The 16920-nt window shown below is 63.0% G+C and carries 15 protein-coding genes and 2 pseudogenes; 7 read left to right on the top strand and 10 right to left on the bottom strand.

Annotation, left to right across the window (positions count from 1 at the left end; genetic code table 11):
• Positions 1–451: 451 nt before the first annotated feature.
• The 6 genes from rnk (at position 452) to AB4Y97_RS12260 (ending at position 4261) form a co-directional block, all read left to right on the top strand.
• On the top strand, positions 452–880 hold the full coding sequence (rnk, locus tag AB4Y97_RS12285) for a nucleoside diphosphate kinase regulator (RefSeq protein WP_441999324.1): 429 nt from the start codon (positions 452–454) through the stop codon (positions 878–880).
• A gap of 171 nt (positions 881–1051) precedes the next feature.
• Complete coding sequence (gene speD / locus AB4Y97_RS12280) at positions 1052–1570, top strand: adenosylmethionine decarboxylase (RefSeq protein WP_441999323.1); 519 nt, start codon at positions 1052–1054, stop codon at positions 1568–1570.
• On the top strand, positions 1567–2451 hold the full coding sequence (gene speE / locus AB4Y97_RS12275; RefSeq protein ID WP_441999322.1) for a polyamine aminopropyltransferase: 885 nt from the start codon (positions 1567–1569) through the stop codon (positions 2449–2451). The genes speD and speE overlap by 4 nt, the downstream gene beginning before the upstream one ends.
• A gap of 117 nt (positions 2452–2568) precedes the next feature.
• Positions 2569–3033, top strand: coding sequence for a RidA family protein (locus AB4Y97_RS12270; RefSeq protein ID WP_441999321.1), 465 nt, complete (start codon positions 2569–2571; stop codon positions 3031–3033).
• Between the two features lie 48 nt (positions 3034–3081).
• On the top strand, positions 3082–3537 hold the full coding sequence (locus AB4Y97_RS12265) for a GreA/GreB family elongation factor (protein WP_441999320.1): 456 nt from the start codon (positions 3082–3084) through the stop codon (positions 3535–3537).
• Positions 3521–4261, top strand: coding sequence for a uroporphyrinogen-III synthase (locus AB4Y97_RS12260; RefSeq protein WP_441999319.1), 741 nt, complete (start codon positions 3521–3523; stop codon positions 4259–4261). The genes AB4Y97_RS12265 and AB4Y97_RS12260 overlap by 17 nt, the downstream gene beginning before the upstream one ends.
• A 7-nt stretch (positions 4262–4268) precedes the next feature.
• Here the strand turns inward: AB4Y97_RS12260 and AB4Y97_RS12255 are convergent, their stop codons facing one another.
• The 8 genes and pseudogenes from AB4Y97_RS12255 to AB4Y97_RS12220 form a co-directional block, all read right to left on the bottom strand.
• Positions 4269–4484 (bottom strand): GreA/GreB family elongation factor, encoded by a 216-nt coding sequence (locus tag AB4Y97_RS12255; protein ID WP_441999318.1) that lies wholly within the window; start codon positions 4482–4484, stop codon positions 4269–4271.
• Positions 4485–4629: 145 nt separating this feature from the next.
• Positions 4630–5421: pseudogene (gene purU, locus AB4Y97_RS12250) on the bottom strand (formyltetrahydrofolate deformylase); the annotation flags it as partial.
• A 107-nt stretch (positions 5422–5528) separates the two neighbouring features.
• Positions 5529–6764: pseudogene (gene glyA, locus AB4Y97_RS12245) on the bottom strand (serine hydroxymethyltransferase); the annotation flags it as partial.
• A 74-nt stretch (positions 6765–6838) separates the two neighbouring features.
• Positions 6839–8197, bottom strand: a complete 1359-nt coding sequence (locus AB4Y97_RS12240; protein WP_441999317.1) for an L-serine ammonia-lyase — start codon at positions 8195–8197, stop codon at positions 6839–6841.
• Positions 8198–8214: 17 nt separating this feature from the next.
• Complete coding sequence (locus AB4Y97_RS12235) at positions 8215–8811, bottom strand: sarcosine oxidase subunit gamma (RefSeq protein ID WP_441999316.1); 597 nt, start codon at positions 8809–8811, stop codon at positions 8215–8217.
• The gene (locus AB4Y97_RS12230; RefSeq protein ID WP_441999315.1) at positions 8804–11791 is read right to left on the bottom strand and encodes a sarcosine oxidase subunit alpha family protein; all 2988 of its coding nucleotides are present in this window, start codon (positions 11789–11791) and stop codon (positions 8804–8806) included. The genes AB4Y97_RS12235 and AB4Y97_RS12230 overlap by 8 nt, the downstream gene beginning before the upstream one ends.
• On the bottom strand, positions 11791–12087 hold the full coding sequence (locus AB4Y97_RS12225; RefSeq protein ID WP_441999314.1) for a sarcosine oxidase subunit delta: 297 nt from the start codon (positions 12085–12087) through the stop codon (positions 11791–11793). The genes AB4Y97_RS12230 and AB4Y97_RS12225 overlap by 1 nt, the downstream gene beginning before the upstream one ends.
• Positions 12088–12095: 8 nt before the next feature.
• Positions 12096–13349, bottom strand: coding sequence for a sarcosine oxidase subunit beta family protein (locus AB4Y97_RS12220; protein ID WP_441999313.1), 1254 nt, complete (start codon positions 13347–13349; stop codon positions 12096–12098).
• A gap of 104 nt (positions 13350–13453) precedes the next feature.
• Between AB4Y97_RS12220 and AB4Y97_RS12215 the strand changes: the two genes are divergently transcribed.
• Positions 13454–14524 carry a GlxA family transcriptional regulator gene (locus AB4Y97_RS12215; protein WP_441999312.1) on the top strand — a complete coding sequence of 357 codons (1071 nt, stop codon included), beginning with the start codon at positions 13454–13456 and terminating at the stop codon, positions 14522–14524.
• A gap of 298 nt (positions 14525–14822) precedes the next feature.
• Here the strand turns inward: AB4Y97_RS12215 and AB4Y97_RS12210 are convergent, their stop codons facing one another.
• Complete coding sequence (locus tag AB4Y97_RS12210) at positions 14823–15491, bottom strand: trimeric intracellular cation channel family protein (protein ID WP_441999311.1); 669 nt, start codon at positions 15489–15491, stop codon at positions 14823–14825.
• 53 nt (positions 15492–15544) lie between these two features.
• Entirely contained in the window at positions 15545–16828 is a 1284-nt protein-coding gene (locus AB4Y97_RS12205; RefSeq protein ID WP_441999310.1) for a M20 family metallopeptidase, read from the bottom strand.
• Positions 16829–16920: the final 92 nt, after the last annotated feature.

Below are 16920 nucleotides of genomic sequence, written 5' to 3'. Positions count from 1 at the left end.
TTACACCCTTGGACATCTTGTGAGGCCGGGTGCTAGCGCATCCGGTGCGGCGGTATGCTTCAACACTTCTTCAGACTCATGTTCCGCGTTGCGGAGCGAAAGCCCGTGCAACCGGCAGGCCGACGGAGCAGCCTGCGGATGGACGGAGCGTGTCCCGCGTCCGAACGTCCCACAGCCGATTTCCTGGCGCAGACGCTCAAGGCAGCACTTGCCCGTGAGCACGCTGAAAGCAGAGGAGGCCGCACCGTGCATCAGTCCCCGAACGAACCGTCATCAAAACCCGCAGTACAAGATGCGGAGCAACCGGATGGAAAGGTTGTCCGGCTGATGCCGCGGCGACGCCCCGCGACGGAGCCGGTCCCGAACCCGCCAACGCAGGACGACGACAATGACCCCGGCCCATCTGCAGCCTGAACTCTGCCATTGTGCCCAACAGAACAGGAACCTTGACATGACCAAGAGAACCACCGGCGGCGCCAAGCCCCGCATCATCCTGACGGCCGCCGACCACGAGAAGCTCTCGATGCTCGCCAATGCGGCCGCGCACACCATGCCCGAGATTGCGTCTGAGCTCGCCGAAGAACTCGACCGCGCGCATGTCCTTCCCAAGGGACGCCATCCCATCGATACCGTCTGCATGGGCTGCGAGGTCGACTTCCGGGACGATATGACGGGGCGGGTGCAGATGGTGACGCTCGTCTACCCGAACGAGGCCGACATCTCGAAGGGGCGGATTTCGGTGCTCACGCCTATCGGCACCGCCCTGATCGGACTCCTCGTCGGCAAGTCGATTGATTGGACCACGCGCACCGGGGAGTCGAAGCGGCTGACGGTGCTGCAGGTACGCGAACCTGCCGTCGCGGAACTCCAGCCCGCCTAGAGCATCGTGCGCAAAAGTGGACCCGGTTTGGCGGCCACACGATGCTCTCATCCGATGCTTTAGGCGCGCGTGCCGCGTGCACGCCACGAGAGCGAGAAGCCACGCGGCCTTTGCCGGCCGCGCGGCCCCCTTGCATCCTAACCGGCAGAAGCCCTGTCAACGGAGAACTGAATGGCCGAAACGAACCGTCTCAGCGTGATTGCAACCCCCGACCTGCGCCCACCGGCGCATGGTTTCGAGAGCCGCTCGCGTCATGCCGACCGGACAACACCTCGCGCGATCCTGCCTTCAACCAATGCGCCGCCCGACGACGGACGCCTCGATCACTTCGTCAAACGCGACGGAATGCTGTTCGCCGGAACTCACCTGATCGTCGACCTCTGGCACGCGACGAACCTCGACGACCTGCCGGTCATCGAGAAGGGGCTGCGGAATGCCGCCGCCCGCGCTGGCGCGACGCTGCTCAACATCGACCTGCACCACTTCACGCCAAACGGCGGCATCTCCGGCGTCGCGGTCCTCGCCGAGAGCCACATCTCGATTCACACCTGGCCCGAGATCTCCTACGCGGCCGTCGATGTGTTCATGTGCGGTAACGCGCAGCCTCACAAGGCCATCGAGGTCCTTCGAGGCGTGTTCATGCCAGGGCTGGTGACGCTCGCCGAGCACAAGAGAGGAGTCATTCTGTGAAGTGGTTCCAGGAAAAGCTCTACAAGGACTACACGCAGATGTTTTCAGTCGAGACTCTGCTGCATTTGGGCCGGACAATGTACCAGGACGTGATGATCTTCGAGAATGCCGTCTTCGGAAAAGTGCTGGTGCTGGACGGCGTTGTCCAGCTGACTGAACGGGACAATCACGTCTATCACGAAATGATCGCTCATGTGCCACTGTTGGCTCATGGTTCTGCACGAAACGTGCTCATCATCGGAGGCGGCGACGGCGGCACTCTGAAGGAGGTTCTGAAGCATCCCATCGAGCGGGCCACGCTCGTCGAACTCGACGGCGAGGTGATCGGCCTGTCGCGGCGCTATCTTCCCACGGTGTCTGGAGGAGCCTTCGACGATCCTCGGACGAACGTGCTGGTCATGGATGGGACGCAATATGTCGCCCATGCCAAGGAACAGTTCGACGTCATTATCATCGACTCGACGGATCCGACGGGGCCAGGAGAGTCGCTCTTCACGGAGGCCTTTTACGCGGCATGCCGGAGTCGTCTTCGTTCCGGTGGAGTCATTGCGGTCCAAAGCGGTGCCCCTTTCTTCCAACCAAGGGAACTGCAGATGGTGTGCGAGCGCCTCTCTGGTTCCTTTGCCGGAGTGCGGCCCTACCTGGCCCCCGTGCCGACCTATGCCGGCGGCATGCTCGCGCTCGTCACGGCTGGTGAGACCTGCGATGCGCTGCGCCCGCCGCGCAAGGTCCTGCGGGAGCGTTTCGCCCCGCTGCAGGGGCGGACCCGCTACTACACGCCCGAAGTGCACCTGGCCGCGTTCACGCTTGCTCCCTCGTTCGAGCCGCCCTCGTTGGGCGAGGATCCGATGCCCGCAGGTTACCTGAAAACAGGATCCTGATCCCCGTGGGCCGTGGCCGCCGCTGAGGCGCCGACATCCCAGGGGCATTAGCGGGCTGCAATTCGGATCATTATGGCTCCGCCCTTCCTGCACTGCGGAGCCCGACAGGAGGACACCATGACCATCGTTCCGCCACCCATGGCACCCCCGCTCTGGAGCATCGACCCGGCCAAGTGGCCGAGCCCGCGCGGCTATTCGCACGCGATGGCCGGCACGGGTACGTTCGTCTTCATCAGCGGGCAAATCGCCACCGACAACGCGGGGAGGGTGACGTCCATCGGGCTCATCCCCCAGGTCCGGCAGGCTCTGCGGAATGTGCGTACGGTGCTCGCGGAGGCGGGCGGAAGGCCAGAGCACATCGCGCAGATGACGTGGTACGTGCTCGACATCGACCACTACCGGGCCCGGCTCAGGGAGCTCGGCGTGGTCTACCGCGAGATCATAGGGAGCCACTATCCGGCGATGGCGCTGGTGGAGGTCTCCGGATTGGTCAATCCGGACGCCGTCGTCGAGGTCGCGGCAACGGCGATCCTTCCGATTGAGTGTCCATCTTCGCCCGTGGGCAATCATCCCGCCCCGTAGGTTTGTCCCTTTGACACAGCAGTCGAGATGTTCCGAATGAGGATCACCATGAGCGCCCATCTGCCACCCATCATCGTTACGGCGCGCGACCATCAGCGGCTGATGCACACGGCGGAAAGCTTTGCCCGGCAGAGCCACCCACTCGCGGCGCCGCTGCTGCATGAGTTGCGCAGGGCCAACCTGTGCGCGCCGGACGAGCTCCCGGACGACGTCGTCACGCTGGACATGTTCGTAACCTATCGGCTCGCGGGCGAAGAGAACCTGGAAAAGCGCATGCTGATCCACCCGGACGACCGCATGTGGCCACCGGCCGAGCTGTCGGTGCTGACCCCGGTCGGGCTGTCCCTCCTCGGATTGCGTGCCGGAGACCGGATGCCGTTGCTCGGTTCGGACGGGGCAGCGGATGCGTGCGTCGAGGTCGAGGCCGTCGGGCCGCGGGTGACCGGAGCCTTCGTGCCGCGTAGGACGGCATCCCCGGATGGCGCCGATGACAGGAGGTGTTGATGCGGTTCTGCTCACGCGCCCGCAGGCACAGTCCGAGGAGCTTGGAGCCATTCTCAAGGCGTGTGGCGTCGAGTGGCTGGGCGAACCGCTGCTGAAGATTGTTCCTGTTCCCTGGGACATACGCGTCCTCGCGGGGAGGGCGGCCATCCTGCTTACCTCTGCTAACGCCTCTCGCGAACTGCTCCGGGTGCCTGGCATTCCTCGAGACATGCCGATCTTTGCCGTCGGGCCGGGCACAGCTGCTCCTTTGTGTGCGGCCGGTTTCTCGAATGTGCGGGCCGCAGGAGGAACCGCGCTGGACCTCATTGCCCACGTGTGCCGTCACGCCGATCCCCAGGCGGGACGGCTACTCTATCTCAGTGGCCTTGACATCACCCTCGACATTGCCGCTGGCCTCGCACCGGCCAGGTTCTCAGTCGACCGGGTGGTGGTCTACAAGGCCTGCGCAGTGGAGCGTCTGAGCGCAGGGGTGATGCGGGAACTCTCCCAAAACAAGGTTGATGCGGCCATCTTCATGTCTGCCCGAACGGCAGCGGTGTTCTGCAGTCTGGTGATCGGGTCTGGTATCGTGGATTCCTGCGCAAGCATGACAGCCATCGCAATCAGCCGAAAGGTGGGAGAGGCACTGCGGCCCGCCAGCTTCCAGCGGGTGGCGATCGCCTCCTCGCCAAGCCTTGACGGCGTCCGCGAGGCGGTTCTTCAGGTTCGGGACGCGACCGATTAGGTGATCGTCATGAGACTTCCCTCCATGGCTCGACGAATCGTCCATAAGGACGCGCAGCAATGTCAGCCTGCTGCCATCCCTTCGGCGTCCGCCATGTAATCGATTGGCCCTCGCGCAGCCCGATCAACGCCGCCCCGACCGGAGTGAGCACGGAGACCCTGTCCGCCTCCCCATCCGTTTCGCTGAGATAGACAAGGTGCCGCAGTAAACGCCCAGGTGACATCGTTCCGGAACCCCAGCCGCGAATGCATCGTGGCTGCGGAGCGAGCCTGTGAGCTTTCCATGCCAAGTATCGCAATCCAGACAAGACGATCATAGTCAGTCACCGAGAATGTCACTGGCGGTATATGGAACTTGACCGCACGGGACAGGGCGAGGCTCTCGACATCGCGACCGATGGCGGTCAAGTCGTCCGGCGAGTGCTCATGGCTCACGCGCTGCACCTCCTGCTCGATGATCGGGCCTTCATCAAGCTCCGGGGTCACGTAGTGAGCGGTCGCGCCGATCAGTTTGACGCCACGGATATATGCCTGGGTGTAGGGCGCAGCACCCTTGAAGCTTGGGAGGAATGAGTGGTGGATGTTAATGGCCCGGCCTGACAGATATTGGCACATTTCGTCGGATAGCACCTGCATGTAGCGGGCCAGCACGACCAGATCCGCGCCGGCGGTTTCGATGATGTCCCGCAGCCGCGCCTCCTGCTGCGCCTTGGTCTCTTTCGTTACAGGCAGATAGTGAAACGGGATGTTGCGGTTTGTTCCGAGATCCTCGAAGTCGCGATGATTGGAGACGATGCCGACTACGTCCATGTTCAAGGCGGCGATGCGTTGGCGATACAGAAGATCGTTCAGGCAATGACCGAAACGCGAGGCCATGAGCAGCACCTTCGCCCGGGTGCTTGTCTCGTGCAGGCTCCAATCCATCCCGTAGCGCTCTGCAATCGGCTTGAAGAGCCCCTCAAGCGTCGAGCGCTCCGTCCGCGGATCAATTGGCGTGAAGGCTACGCGCATGAAGAAGCGTTCGGTATCACGGTCACCGAACTGCGAGCTCGTGATGATATTGCATCTGTTTTGAGCCAGAAAACTCGAAATAGCCTGGATGATGCCGATTGTGTCGCAGCACGAGAACTTCAGAACATAACGTGGATCTTCGAGCTTCATCCCTTCTGCCTCGGTCAAACGTTAAGCTTTTGATGTGGATTTGGCCTACAGACGGCAGAGGTTTGCACCCGCCGTTTGTTCTGGCCTTCCATGACCGATGACATCCATTACCTGTAGATCGGATGCTGGTCGCAGAGCACCTTGACCTCCTGACGGACTTGCTTCTCCGTTACCGTGTTCCCGGGCTCACCGTTCTGAGCGAGCCCAATCAGCACGCGCGCGATCCAGTCACCGACCCCCTCGAATTCGTTGATGCCAAATCCGCGAGAGGTGGCGGCCGGTGTTCCGAGACGGATACCCGACGTCACGGCGGGCTTCTCGGGATCAAACGGAATGCCGTTCTTGTTGCATGTAAGCCCGGCCCGCTCGAGGGCTGCTTCGGCGGCCTTGCCGGTCACACCAATAGGACGCAGATCGACCAGGACGACATGGCTGTCCGTGCCACCGGACACGATAGCGGCGCCGCGCTCTACCAGACGAGTGGCCAGCGCGCGGGCATTCTCCACCACGGCGGTCGCGTAGGCTTTGAACGGAGGCTCCAGCGCCTCGCCAAAGGCAACTGCTTTAGCCGCAATGACATGCATCAGCGGACCGCCCTGGATGCCGGGAAACACCGCGGAATTGATCTTTTTGGCGATGGCCTCATCATTGGTGAGGATCATGCCGCCGCGCGGGCCACGCAGAGTCTTGTGCGTTGTGGTTGAGACCACATGAGCATGTGGGAACGGCGATGGGTAGACGTCTGCGGCCACGAGCCCGGCGAAATGTGCCATATCAACGAACAGATAGGCGCCGACTGCATCTGCGATTGAGCGGAAGCGTGCGAAGTCGATGACACGGGGATAGCTGGAGCCCCCGGCGATGATCAATTTTGGCCGATGCTCCTGTGCCAGTCTCTCGACCTCGTCATAGTCGATCCGCGCATCCTCCCGGCGAACGCCGTAGCTGACAGCCTTGAACCACTTGCCCGACATGGTCGGCGGGGCTCCATGGGTCAGATGACCGCCGGCGGACAGGGCCATGCCCAGAATCGTGTCGCCGGGCTTTAACAGGGCCATAAACACGGCGCCATTGGCTTGGGCGCCCGAGTGTGGCTGCACATTGGCAAAGCCGCATCCGAACAGCTTGCAGGCGCGCCCGATCGCAATTGCCTCCACGGTATCGGCATGCTCGCAACCGCCGTAGTAGCGACGCCCTGGATAGCCCTCAGCGTACTTGTTGGTGAAGACCGAGCCCTGAGCTGCGAGAACTGCTTCCGACACGATGTTCTCGGACGCGATCAGCTCGATCTGATCCTGCTGCCGTTGCAGTTCGGCGCGTATCGCGTCGAAGACTGCCTTGTCATGCAGAGCTGCTCCCGGCAGGACGCTGTTCACAAGAGGGATAGCAAGCGGATGCGTAAACATATGGTCCTCCCTTAACATTCGGCAACATTGACCGCGAGCCCGCCCAGAGACGTCTCCTTGTACTTCGACTGCATGTCCGAACCGGTCTGGCGCATCGTCTCGATCACTTGATCGAGGGAAACACGATGTGTCCCGTCCCCCCGAAGTGCCAGAGAAGCTGCTGTTATGGCCTTGTTCGCGCCACATGCATTCCGCTCGATGCAAGGGATCTGCACCAATCCTCCGATGGGATCGCAGGTCATGCCAAGATGGTGCTCGATGGCGATCTCCGCGGCGTTCTCCACCTGGGCGGGCGTGGCGCCCAGCACCGCCGCCAGCCCGGCGGACGCCATCGAGGCGGCCGATCCCACTTCGCCTTGACAGCCAACCTCGGCGCCCGAGATAGAGGCATTGCGCTTGATCAGGCTGCCGATCGCGGCGGCAGTCAGCAGGAACGTGCGGCTACCCTCAGGCGTGTACTCGGAGCAGAAATCGCGGCAGTAACGCAGGACGGCCGGGATGATGCCGGCAGCGCCGTTCGTGGGGGCCGTGACCACTCGGCCGCCGGAGGCATTCTCCTCGTTGACTGCGATGGCGTAGGTGCTGATCCAGTCCATCACCTCATGCGGGGTGCGATGGTTCTTATTGCGCCCCTTCTGCAGCTCTTCGTAGAGGCCCTTCGCCCGACGCTTGACCCGAAGACCGCCGGGCAGTTCGCCCTCCATGCACAGCCCCCGGTCGATGCAAGCGAACATGGCGTCACGAATGGCGTCCAGGCGCTGATCGATCTCCTCGCGGGAGCGCACGGCCAGCTCGTTGGTAAGTTGTACCTCACCGATTGTCAGATTCTCTTTCGCGCAGATGCACAGCAGCTCTTCGGCCGTGCGGAACGGGTACGGCACGGGCGCGACCTTGCCGTCCTCCGCCTCGCCCTCGAGCACGACGAACCCGCCGCCGATCGAATAATAGATCCTTTCGGAGATGACGGAGCCATCCGCGTCGAGGGCGGAAAAGCGCATGCCGTTCGAATGCCCTGGCAACACATCCTTCATGTTGAAGACAATGTCCCGGGCCGGATTGAACTCGGCCATGACATTGTTGCCGATCAGAACCCGCTTTGTCTCCTGAACATCATGGACGAGGTCCGCGACCCTGTTCGGGTCGACTGTGGCCGGTGCCTCTCGGAGAAGGCCAAGGCAAATCGCCGTATCGGTTCCATGCCCGCGACCGGTCCAGGCCAGCGATCCGTAAATCTCGGCCACGATCCGGCTCGGATCGAGGCCATCACGCTTCAGCTCTTCGATGAAGCGCTCCGCGGCCACCATGGGGCCGACCGTATGCGAGCTTGATGGCCCGATACCGATTTTGAAGAGTTCAAAAGCACTGGTCACGGGAGCTTCGCTCTGGATCAGGCGATGGAAGGTTCGAACTCACGGGCTGCTTCGACTAGGTAGTCGCGCACGTAGGTCGAGAACGACCTCCAGCACTCGACCTGATAGGTCGGCGTGTCATCGAGCTTCATGAGCACGATCTCGGCCTTGCCCATCAACGTGCGGGTCGCCATACCTGTTGGAAAAGCGGCTTCCGCGAGATCCAACGGGCAGCCGCTGTTGAGCACCTCGGCCGCGCGACGGCCGGAGACGGTGATCCCAACGTTGCGGTGGCTGATATCCACGAGGGTGTAGAAGCGACCCCTGAGCCCCGCATCGATCTGGCCCACGATGACCTCCGCATCGCCGTAGGGCCCGGTCAGAATCCACTCGTTGGGGCCGAGGCGAATCGAGGACAGCTCGGCCGAACCCGAGCGGGTATTGACCGGAATGTCGAGTTTGAACCCCGCGGCAGTCCCGGCACTTGCCACCTCGGTCTCGTTCAACCGAAGCGAGAAGCGAGCCTGGGCAGGGAGCGATCGGATCGCGACCCGCGCCATTGCCTCAGGGCTCGCGACGGGTTGCCGGGTCGACAGTGACATATCACGGCGGGCGGCTTGGCTAGCCTTAAGCATTGACGCGCTCCCCTGCAGGATCAAAGAACACCGGCTCACAAACTTTCGCGGTCGTGAAGCCCGTCGGTGTCGTTACATAGATGCGGCTCCCGACGCGTGAGCGTCCACCGGACAGCAACGCAAGCGCGATGGAGCGATCACAGTTTGAGCTCCAATAGCTGGAGGTCACGTGTCCCACCATGCGCATGGGAATCGCCTGGTTAGGATCCGTCACGATTTGAGCTCCCTCTTCGAGCACCTCGCCCGGATCATCGGTCATGAGCCCTACAAGCTGCTTGCGCCCTGCGCCGATGATGTCCGGCCGCGAAAGTGAACGCTTGCCGACGAAGTCCGGCTTCGTTTTCGCGATAAGCCCCGACAATCCGAGATCGTCCGGCGTCACCGTGCCGTCCGTTTCCTGACCGACGATGATGAACCCCTTCTCGGCGCGCAGCACGTGCATGGTCTCGGTGCCGTAGGGCGTAATGCCGTGGGACTTGCCGCGCTCGAGGAGTGCCTCCCATACGGATCGCCCATAGTCGGAAGGCACGTTGACCTCGAAGCCAAGTTCGCCAGTGAACGACACCCGGAACAGACGGCAGGGAACGCCACAGATGAAGCCGGCGCGCACGGACATGTGCGGGAATGCATCGGGCGACAGATCGATGTCGGTCACCAGCGGCTCGATCACCTCGCGCGCCTTCGGCCCTTGGAGCGCAATGACCGCATATTGCTCGGTGATCGAGGTGAGAAAGACCTTGAGATCGGGCCACTCGGTCTGGAGGTAATCCTCCATATGGGCCAGCACCCGTGGCGCGCCACCCGTGGTTGTGGTCACATGGAAGCGGTCATGGGCGAGGCGCGCAACGACACCGTCATCCATGATGTAGCCGTCTTCTTTCAGCATGAGACCGTAGCGGCACTTGCCGGGCTCGAGCTTCAGCCACGCATTGGTGTATATGCGGTTCATGAATTCGGCGGCATCCGGGCCCACGACCTCGATCTTGCCAAGCGTCGAGGCATCGAAGATGCCGACGCTCGTGCGCGCGGCCTTGCACTCGCGCGCCACGGCGGCATGCATATCCTCGCCCGCCTTCGGGAAGTACCAGGCACGCTTCCACAGCCCGACATTCTCGAACTCGGCACCCTGGGCGGCGGCCCATTCGTGAATCGGCGTCGTGCGGATCGGATCGAACAGGTGATGGCGGCTCGGGCCGACGAATGCGCCGAAGGTGGTCGGCGTATAGGGCAGCCGGAAGGTGGTGGTGCCGACCGCCGGAATGGGACGATCGAGGATACCGGCCACCAGACCGAGCGCGTTCATGTTCGATGTCTTGCCCTGGTCCGTCGCCATGCCGGTAGTGGTGTAACGTTTGACGTGCTCGATGGACTCGAAACCTTCGCGCACCGCGAGCTTGATGTCCTTCGCCGTCACGTCATTCTGGAAATCGATAAAGGCGCGCACGCGCTTCGGATTAGCGTTCGTCGGCAGCACTTGCACCGGCCTGAAGGCGGTGAGGCTGTTCGTGGCGCCGAACGTTCGCTCAGTCGCATGCTCCGCCGCCTCGGCACCGGCCGCCCAACCCAGCGACAGACATTCCCAAAGCTGGTATGCCCCCTTGGCCGCGCCGGCCGAGCGCTCAGCCTGCACCGACGTGCCCGGCACGAAGGCGTCCAGCGAGGGTTCGTAGCGGGCCTTGCCGCGTGACTGGGAGAACAGGTGAATGGCGGGTGTCCAGCCGCCGGACATGCCCACGCAGTCGCAGGGCAGCGTGCGACGCGCGCCAACCCGTCCATCGGCACTGACTGGAGCCACGATGAGGCCAGTGACGCGCTTGCGCCCCCGGGAGCCGACAACGGTGTGGCCCGTCAGCACCTCGCAGCCCATAGACCGCAACTGCGCGACCTCCGGCCCACACTCCGCCTCACTGCGGAAATCGACCACGGAGACGGCGAGCCCCGCCGCCTTGGCATCGGTGGCCGCCGTGTAAGCGGAGGCGCCGCTGGTGGCGAACACGATCTGCCGTCCGGGCGCGACGCCATAGCGGTTGATGAAGGCGCGGACGCTCTCTGCCAGCATGATACCCGGCCTGTCGTTATCGGCGAACACGAGCGGCCGTTCATGGGAGCCAGTGGCGAGCACCACCTGTTTGGTGCGCACCTGCCAGAGTCGCTCGCGCGGAAGATTGGATGACGGGTCGACGAGGTGATCCGTCACGCGCTCCGCCAAGGCGATGTGATTGTGGTTGTAATAGCCGAAGGCCGTCGTGCGCGGCAGAACCACCACGTTGGCGCAAGCATCCAGCGTATCGACCGCCGTCCGGACCCAGTCCTGCGCCGTGATGCCGTCAATCAGCGAGGTCACGTCGTGCAACAGAGAACCACCGAGCTCCGCTTGCTCGTCAACAAGGATGACGCGCTTGCCGCTTTCGGAGGCAGCCAGCGCCGCAGCAAGACCCGCCGGGCCGGAGCCGACGACGAGCACGTCACAATGGGCGTGGCGATACTGGTAGCGATCCGGGTCGGGGATCGTCGGCGCGCGGCCGAGCCCGGCGGCGGCGCGGATGCGCGGCTCGTAGACCTTGGTCCAGAACGAGCGCGGCCACATAAAGGTCTTGTAGTAAAACCCGGAAACGATAATCGGCGAGAGAAGATCGTTCACCTCGCCGACGTCGAAATCGAGCGACGGCCAATGGTTCTGCGAGGCGACGGTCAGGCCATTGAAGACTTCCACCACCGTGGCGCGGTTGTTCGGATCGGCCCGTCCGCGCCCACGATCGACGTCGAGGAGCGCGTTCGGCTCGTCCGATCCATGGCCGACGATGCCTCGCGGGCGGTGATATTTGAAGGAACGGGCGACGAGATGAATGCCGCTGGCGAGCAGCGCGGAAGCGACGGTGTCGCCCGCATAGGCCTGCACGGGCTGCCCATTGAAACTGAACGAGACAGGTTTCGTGCGATCGATACGGCCGCCCTTGGGGAGTCGGTGAGCCTGGGTCATCAGAGCCTCTCCTGCCTGGGTGCACGGTCAGGCCGTTGTTCACCTATTTTGTAGGTTTCGATGAACCGGTCGCTTGCCGTGTCGCGGAGCGCGTTGAACCAGCGCTGGCAGCCATGGGCATGATTCCAGCGCTCGGCAAAGACACCCTTCGCGTTGGTGCGGACGAACAAGAATTCCGCCCATTCCTTATCGCTGAGCTTCGAAGGCTCGGCCGGGCGTGCAATATGGGCCTCGCCGCCGCACCGGAATTCGATCTCCGGGCGGGGGCCGCAATAGGGGCAGGTCACAAGCAGCATGGTGTGCCTCAGTGTGCAACGGCCGCCGCCGCCGCCTCATCGATGAGGCGGCCGGTACGGAAGCGGTCCATGGTGAAGGGGGCGGCGATTGGATGGGGCTCGCCCTTGGCGATGGTGTGGGCAAAGACGTGGCCGGAACCGGGCGTGGCCTTGAAGCCACCGGTGCCCCAGCCGCAATTGACGAACAGGCCCGGCACCGGGGTCTTGCCGATAATGGGAGAGCGGTCCGGGGTCACGTCGACGATGCCGCCCCAGTTGCGCAGCATACGCATGCGGGTGAATTGCGGGAACAGTTCGCAGATCGCATCGAGGGTGTGCGCCGCGATGTGGATGCCGCCCTGCTGGCTGTAGGACACGTATTGGTCCGTGCCTGCGCCGATGACGAGCTCGCCCTTGTCCGATTGCGAGATGTAGGCATGGACCGCGTTCGACATGACCACGCAGGGAAAGACCGGCTTGACCGGCTCGGAAACAAGCGCCTGGAGCGGGAAGCTCTCCAACGGCATGCGAACACCGGCCTTTTCCATGATCACGCTGGTGTGGCCCGCCGCGACGACGCCGACACGCGGTGTGCGGATGAAGCCCTTCGTCGTTTCCACGCCCTCGACCGCGCCGCTGAGACCGCGGCGAATGCCCGTCACCTCGCAGTTCTGGATGATGTCGACGCCGAGCGCGTCAGCGCCGCGGGCATAGCCCCAGGCGACGGCGTCGTGGCGAGCCGTGCCGCCGCGACGTTGCAGGGCTGCGCCCATGACGGGGTAGCGCAGGTCCCTTGAGATGTTCAGCGGCGGGCAGAATTCCTTGGCCTCCTCCGGCGTCAGCCACTCGTTGTCGATGCCGTTGAGGCGGTTCGCGTAGACGTGGCGCCTGAAGCTCTGCACGTCCTGGACGTTGTGGGCCAGCATCATGACGCCGCGGGCCGAATACATGACATTGTAATTCAGCTCCTGGGACAGGCCCTCCCAGAGCTTGAGCGCATGCTCGTAGATCGCGGCGCTCTCGTCATAGAGGTAGTTCGAGCGGATGATGGTGGTATTGCGGCCGGTATTGCCGCCGCCGATCCATCCCTTTTCGAGCACCGCGATGTTCCGCATGCCGTGTTCTTTCGCCAGGTAATAGGCCGTGGCGAGACCGTGCCCGCCGCCCCCTACGATGACGGCGTCGTAGCCGACCTTCGGCTCCGGGGCGCGCCACTGACGCCCCCATCCCTGGTGAGCATTCGTCGCCTCATTCAGAAGCGTGAGGAGCGAAAATCGGCGCATCGGAACAACCTCGTGCTGTCCGTCTGTTATGCCGTACATTGGCCATTGGACTTCGTATTTGCGCGACATTGGAGTAGAATGGATGCGACAGGAGATGGAAGAAAATGGCGCAAACCGGTCGCAAGCTGAAAGTCGGCTTCGTGCTCATGCCGAAGTTCACCCTGACGGCCTTCTCGACTTTCCTGGACGTGCTGCGCCTAGCGGCGGACGAGGGGGACCTCAGTCGACCGATCGCCTGTGCATGGGAGGTCATGAGTCCGCAGCGCCGGCCAGTCCGGTCCAGCAGCGGGATCGACATTCAGCCATCCTCGGATTTCATCGACCCGAAGGCGTTCGACTACCTGGTGATCGTGGGGGGGCTGTTACATGGCGCTCACGGGCTCCCTCCCGAGATTGCTCAATACCTGAGAGCCGCAGCCCAGGCCGGCGTGACGCTCATCGGAGTCTGCACCGGCAGCTTCGTCCTATGCCGCCTGGGCTTGATGACCGATCGCAAGTGCTGCGTCAGTTGGTACCACTACCGGGACTTTCTGGAGGAATTTCCGGACCTCGTTCCGATCGCCGACCGCCTTTACGTGATCGATCGTGACCGTATTACATGCTCCGGTGGGGCCGGCGTGGCCGATCTCGCGGCTCGCCTGGTCAGTGACCATCTGGGCCCGGCTCAGGCTTATAAGGCTCTGCACATCCTCCTGGTTGAGCGGCCCCGTTCAGGAGACACCGCACAGCCCGCCCCGTTTGTTGCCGCGGCAAAGAATGACCGCCTTGTCTCGCGGGCCCTGCTCCTCATGGAGCAGAATCTGATGGAGCCGCTCTCCATCCAGGATCTCGCTGGGGCGCTCTCATTGAGCGTGCGGCAGCTTGAGCGTCACTTCCGTGACCACTTGGGCGAGAGCCCACAGGAGAGCTACATGGCCCTGCGCCTCAAGCATGCGCGCTGGATGCTTGAGCACAGCGCCCTTCCGGCCGTCCTGATCGCAGCGGAACTCGGCTTTTCCGACAGCTCCCATTTCGGTCGGAGTTTCAAGGCACGCTACGGGATGACCCCTGCCCAATTTCGCCGGATCAGCCGTCGCAGTGACACGAAACCAGTCAGCCGGCCATCGGCGAGTGCACACGATGGCGACAACGTCGATCGCCGGGTCTTCGACCAAGATTATGCGTCGGGCGCATGAGCGGAGAGACAAGTCTCTGCGCGGCCCGGAGACAGCTTGCTTCTGGATGAAGTGTTTGTCAGCATCCGGGGCAAACTGCACGACCTCTGGCGAGCCGTTGAAGGGCTTGTGCTACGTGCCCAGGGTGATCGTAACCGATAAACTCGGGTCTTACTCAGGCTGTAGGCGAAATCCCACCGCACGCACAGCAGGATCATGGATTGATCGAAATGCCTGCCCTTGAACGTCGCGTCCTCCACTACTGAGATTTCAGCCTCAGTAGGCTTCATTCAGAAACAAAATATTGCGACGCGGCGGCTCAGGATGCGTCGTTGTCATCCGAAGTGTCTGCTTCGGGTGGCCTCCGGCCGGCGCGACGTGCGATCGGCAGATGCCAGCCATGCCTGATGGCCATGAAGCGAAGACCGAAACACAACACCGCTCCAGCCAGAGCCGAGACGCCGTAAGAGAAGCCGAGTATATCACCAATGACGACGCCGGATGCGCCGGCGAGCGCGGCAACGGCGTAGAGGTCCGACCGCAACACCTGCGGAATCTCAGTGAGAAGAACATCGCGTGTTATGCCGCCACCGATCCCGGTCAGCATGCCAAGAAGGGCGGCCATGATCGGGTTCAGTCCGAATTCGATCGCCTTTTGAGCGCCCGTGACCGCAAAGAGCGACAAGCCGGCCGCATCGAACAGCAGGACGGGGCTGCGCAGCTTGTCGACGCCGGCGTACCAGAAAAAGGTGATAAGCCCGGCCAGGACCGAAACCAGTAGATATCGCCCGTCGGTCAGGGCTGCCGGCGGCACCGCGCCGATCAGCACGTCGCGGGTAATTCCACCGAAGTTCCCGGCAACGAAGGACAGAACCAGAATGCCGAAAACGTCGAGGCGGCGATTGACCGCCGCAACCGCTCCGCTGATCGCAAAGACGAAGGTGCCGGCAAGGTCGAGAATGCGCACGAAGACGTCAATGGTGATCATGTTGGCCCGTCGGTGAAAGCTGGAACTTCGCGGCCATCCCTGCCCGGTACCCTTCAGCTCTTGTCTGCGCCAAGCCAGGCCAGCGCGCCGACGACCAGCGCCGCGATGCCCGTTTCCAGGGTTGGATGCAGGACCGGCGCGAATTGCGGGCTGTGATTGACCGGCAGCTCATTCAGTTTGCCCGCCGCCTTGGCCTTTGCATAGACCGCCGGATCAGTGCCGCCGACGAACCAGAACACCGAGGGCACCTGCCATGCGGTGCCGAAACAGCCGAAATCCTCGCTGGCCGGTGCGGGGCCTGTATGTTTCACTCGGTCGGACGAAAAGTAGCCGCGAAAAGCCTCAGCGATGCGGTTGCTCGCCGTCTCGTCATTCACATTCAATGGGTAGCGGTCGAGAGGCGTGATCTCCGGCTTGCGCGGGGCACCCGAGGCTTCGGCCTCGGCATTGACGATCCGCTCGATTGCCTCAAGCACATGCTTGCGCACGCCAGCATCGAATGTCCGCACATTGAGCTTGATGATCGCATCGTCAGGAATGACGTTTTCCTTCGTGCCGGCTTGCAGGACGCCAATCGTCACCACCGCCGCATCGGTAGCGGCGACCTCGCGGGACACGATGGTCTGGAGCCTCAGGACAGTGGATGCGGCCATCACGACGGGATCGATGCTGGCTTGCGGCATCGATCCATGCGCACCCCGCCCGAACAGGCGGATTTGCAGACTGTCCGCCGCCGAGGTGATCGGGCCGGCACTTCCGGCGACCGAACCGGCGGGACCGACCATGACGTGCTGGCCGAGCACGACATTCGGCATGGGGAAGCGCTTGAGAAGGCCGTCATCGATCATTGCCTGCGCGCCTTGCGCGGTTTCTTCCCCCGGCTGGAAGACGGCCATCAACGTGCCCTTCCAAGTATTGCGCGCCTGTGACAGCAAGGTCGCCGCACCGGCCAACCAGGTGACATGCATGTCGTGGCCGCACATATGACCGACCGGCACGGTGTTTCCGTCGGCATCCGTCGCCATGACCTTGCTGGCATAGGGAAGGCCTGTGTTCTCGGCGATCGGAAGCGCATCCATGTCGGCACGCAGCATCACCGTTGGTCCATCGCCATTGCGGAGCAGTCCCACGACACCTGTCTTGCCGACGCCGGTCGTCACTTCATAGCCGGCTTTCTTGAGCCGATCGGCGGCGAGGCCTGCCGTCCGTGTCTCCTGCATCGACAGTTCGGGATGGGAATGGATGTCCTTGTAGAGGGCCTCCAGATCAGACAACAACGTGCCCATATTCGCCAGAATCGAGGATGCGCCGTTTTGGGTGGTGTGTTCAGCCATCATGATCTCCTAATGATGGTCATCGCCAGCGTCGTGCACTTCTCATGGGTGTAGGGGGCCGGCCCGAGCAGTTCCAACGGGGCGTCCTTACGCAC

It is taken from the genome of Microvirga sp. 2TAF3, assembly GCF_052114965.1.
In the GTDB taxonomy this organism is placed as follows: Bacteria; Pseudomonadota; Alphaproteobacteria; order Rhizobiales; family Beijerinckiaceae; genus Microvirga.
Note: the sequence above shows the minus strand (reverse complement) of the source record. Positions and strands in the feature narration are given on the sequence as shown.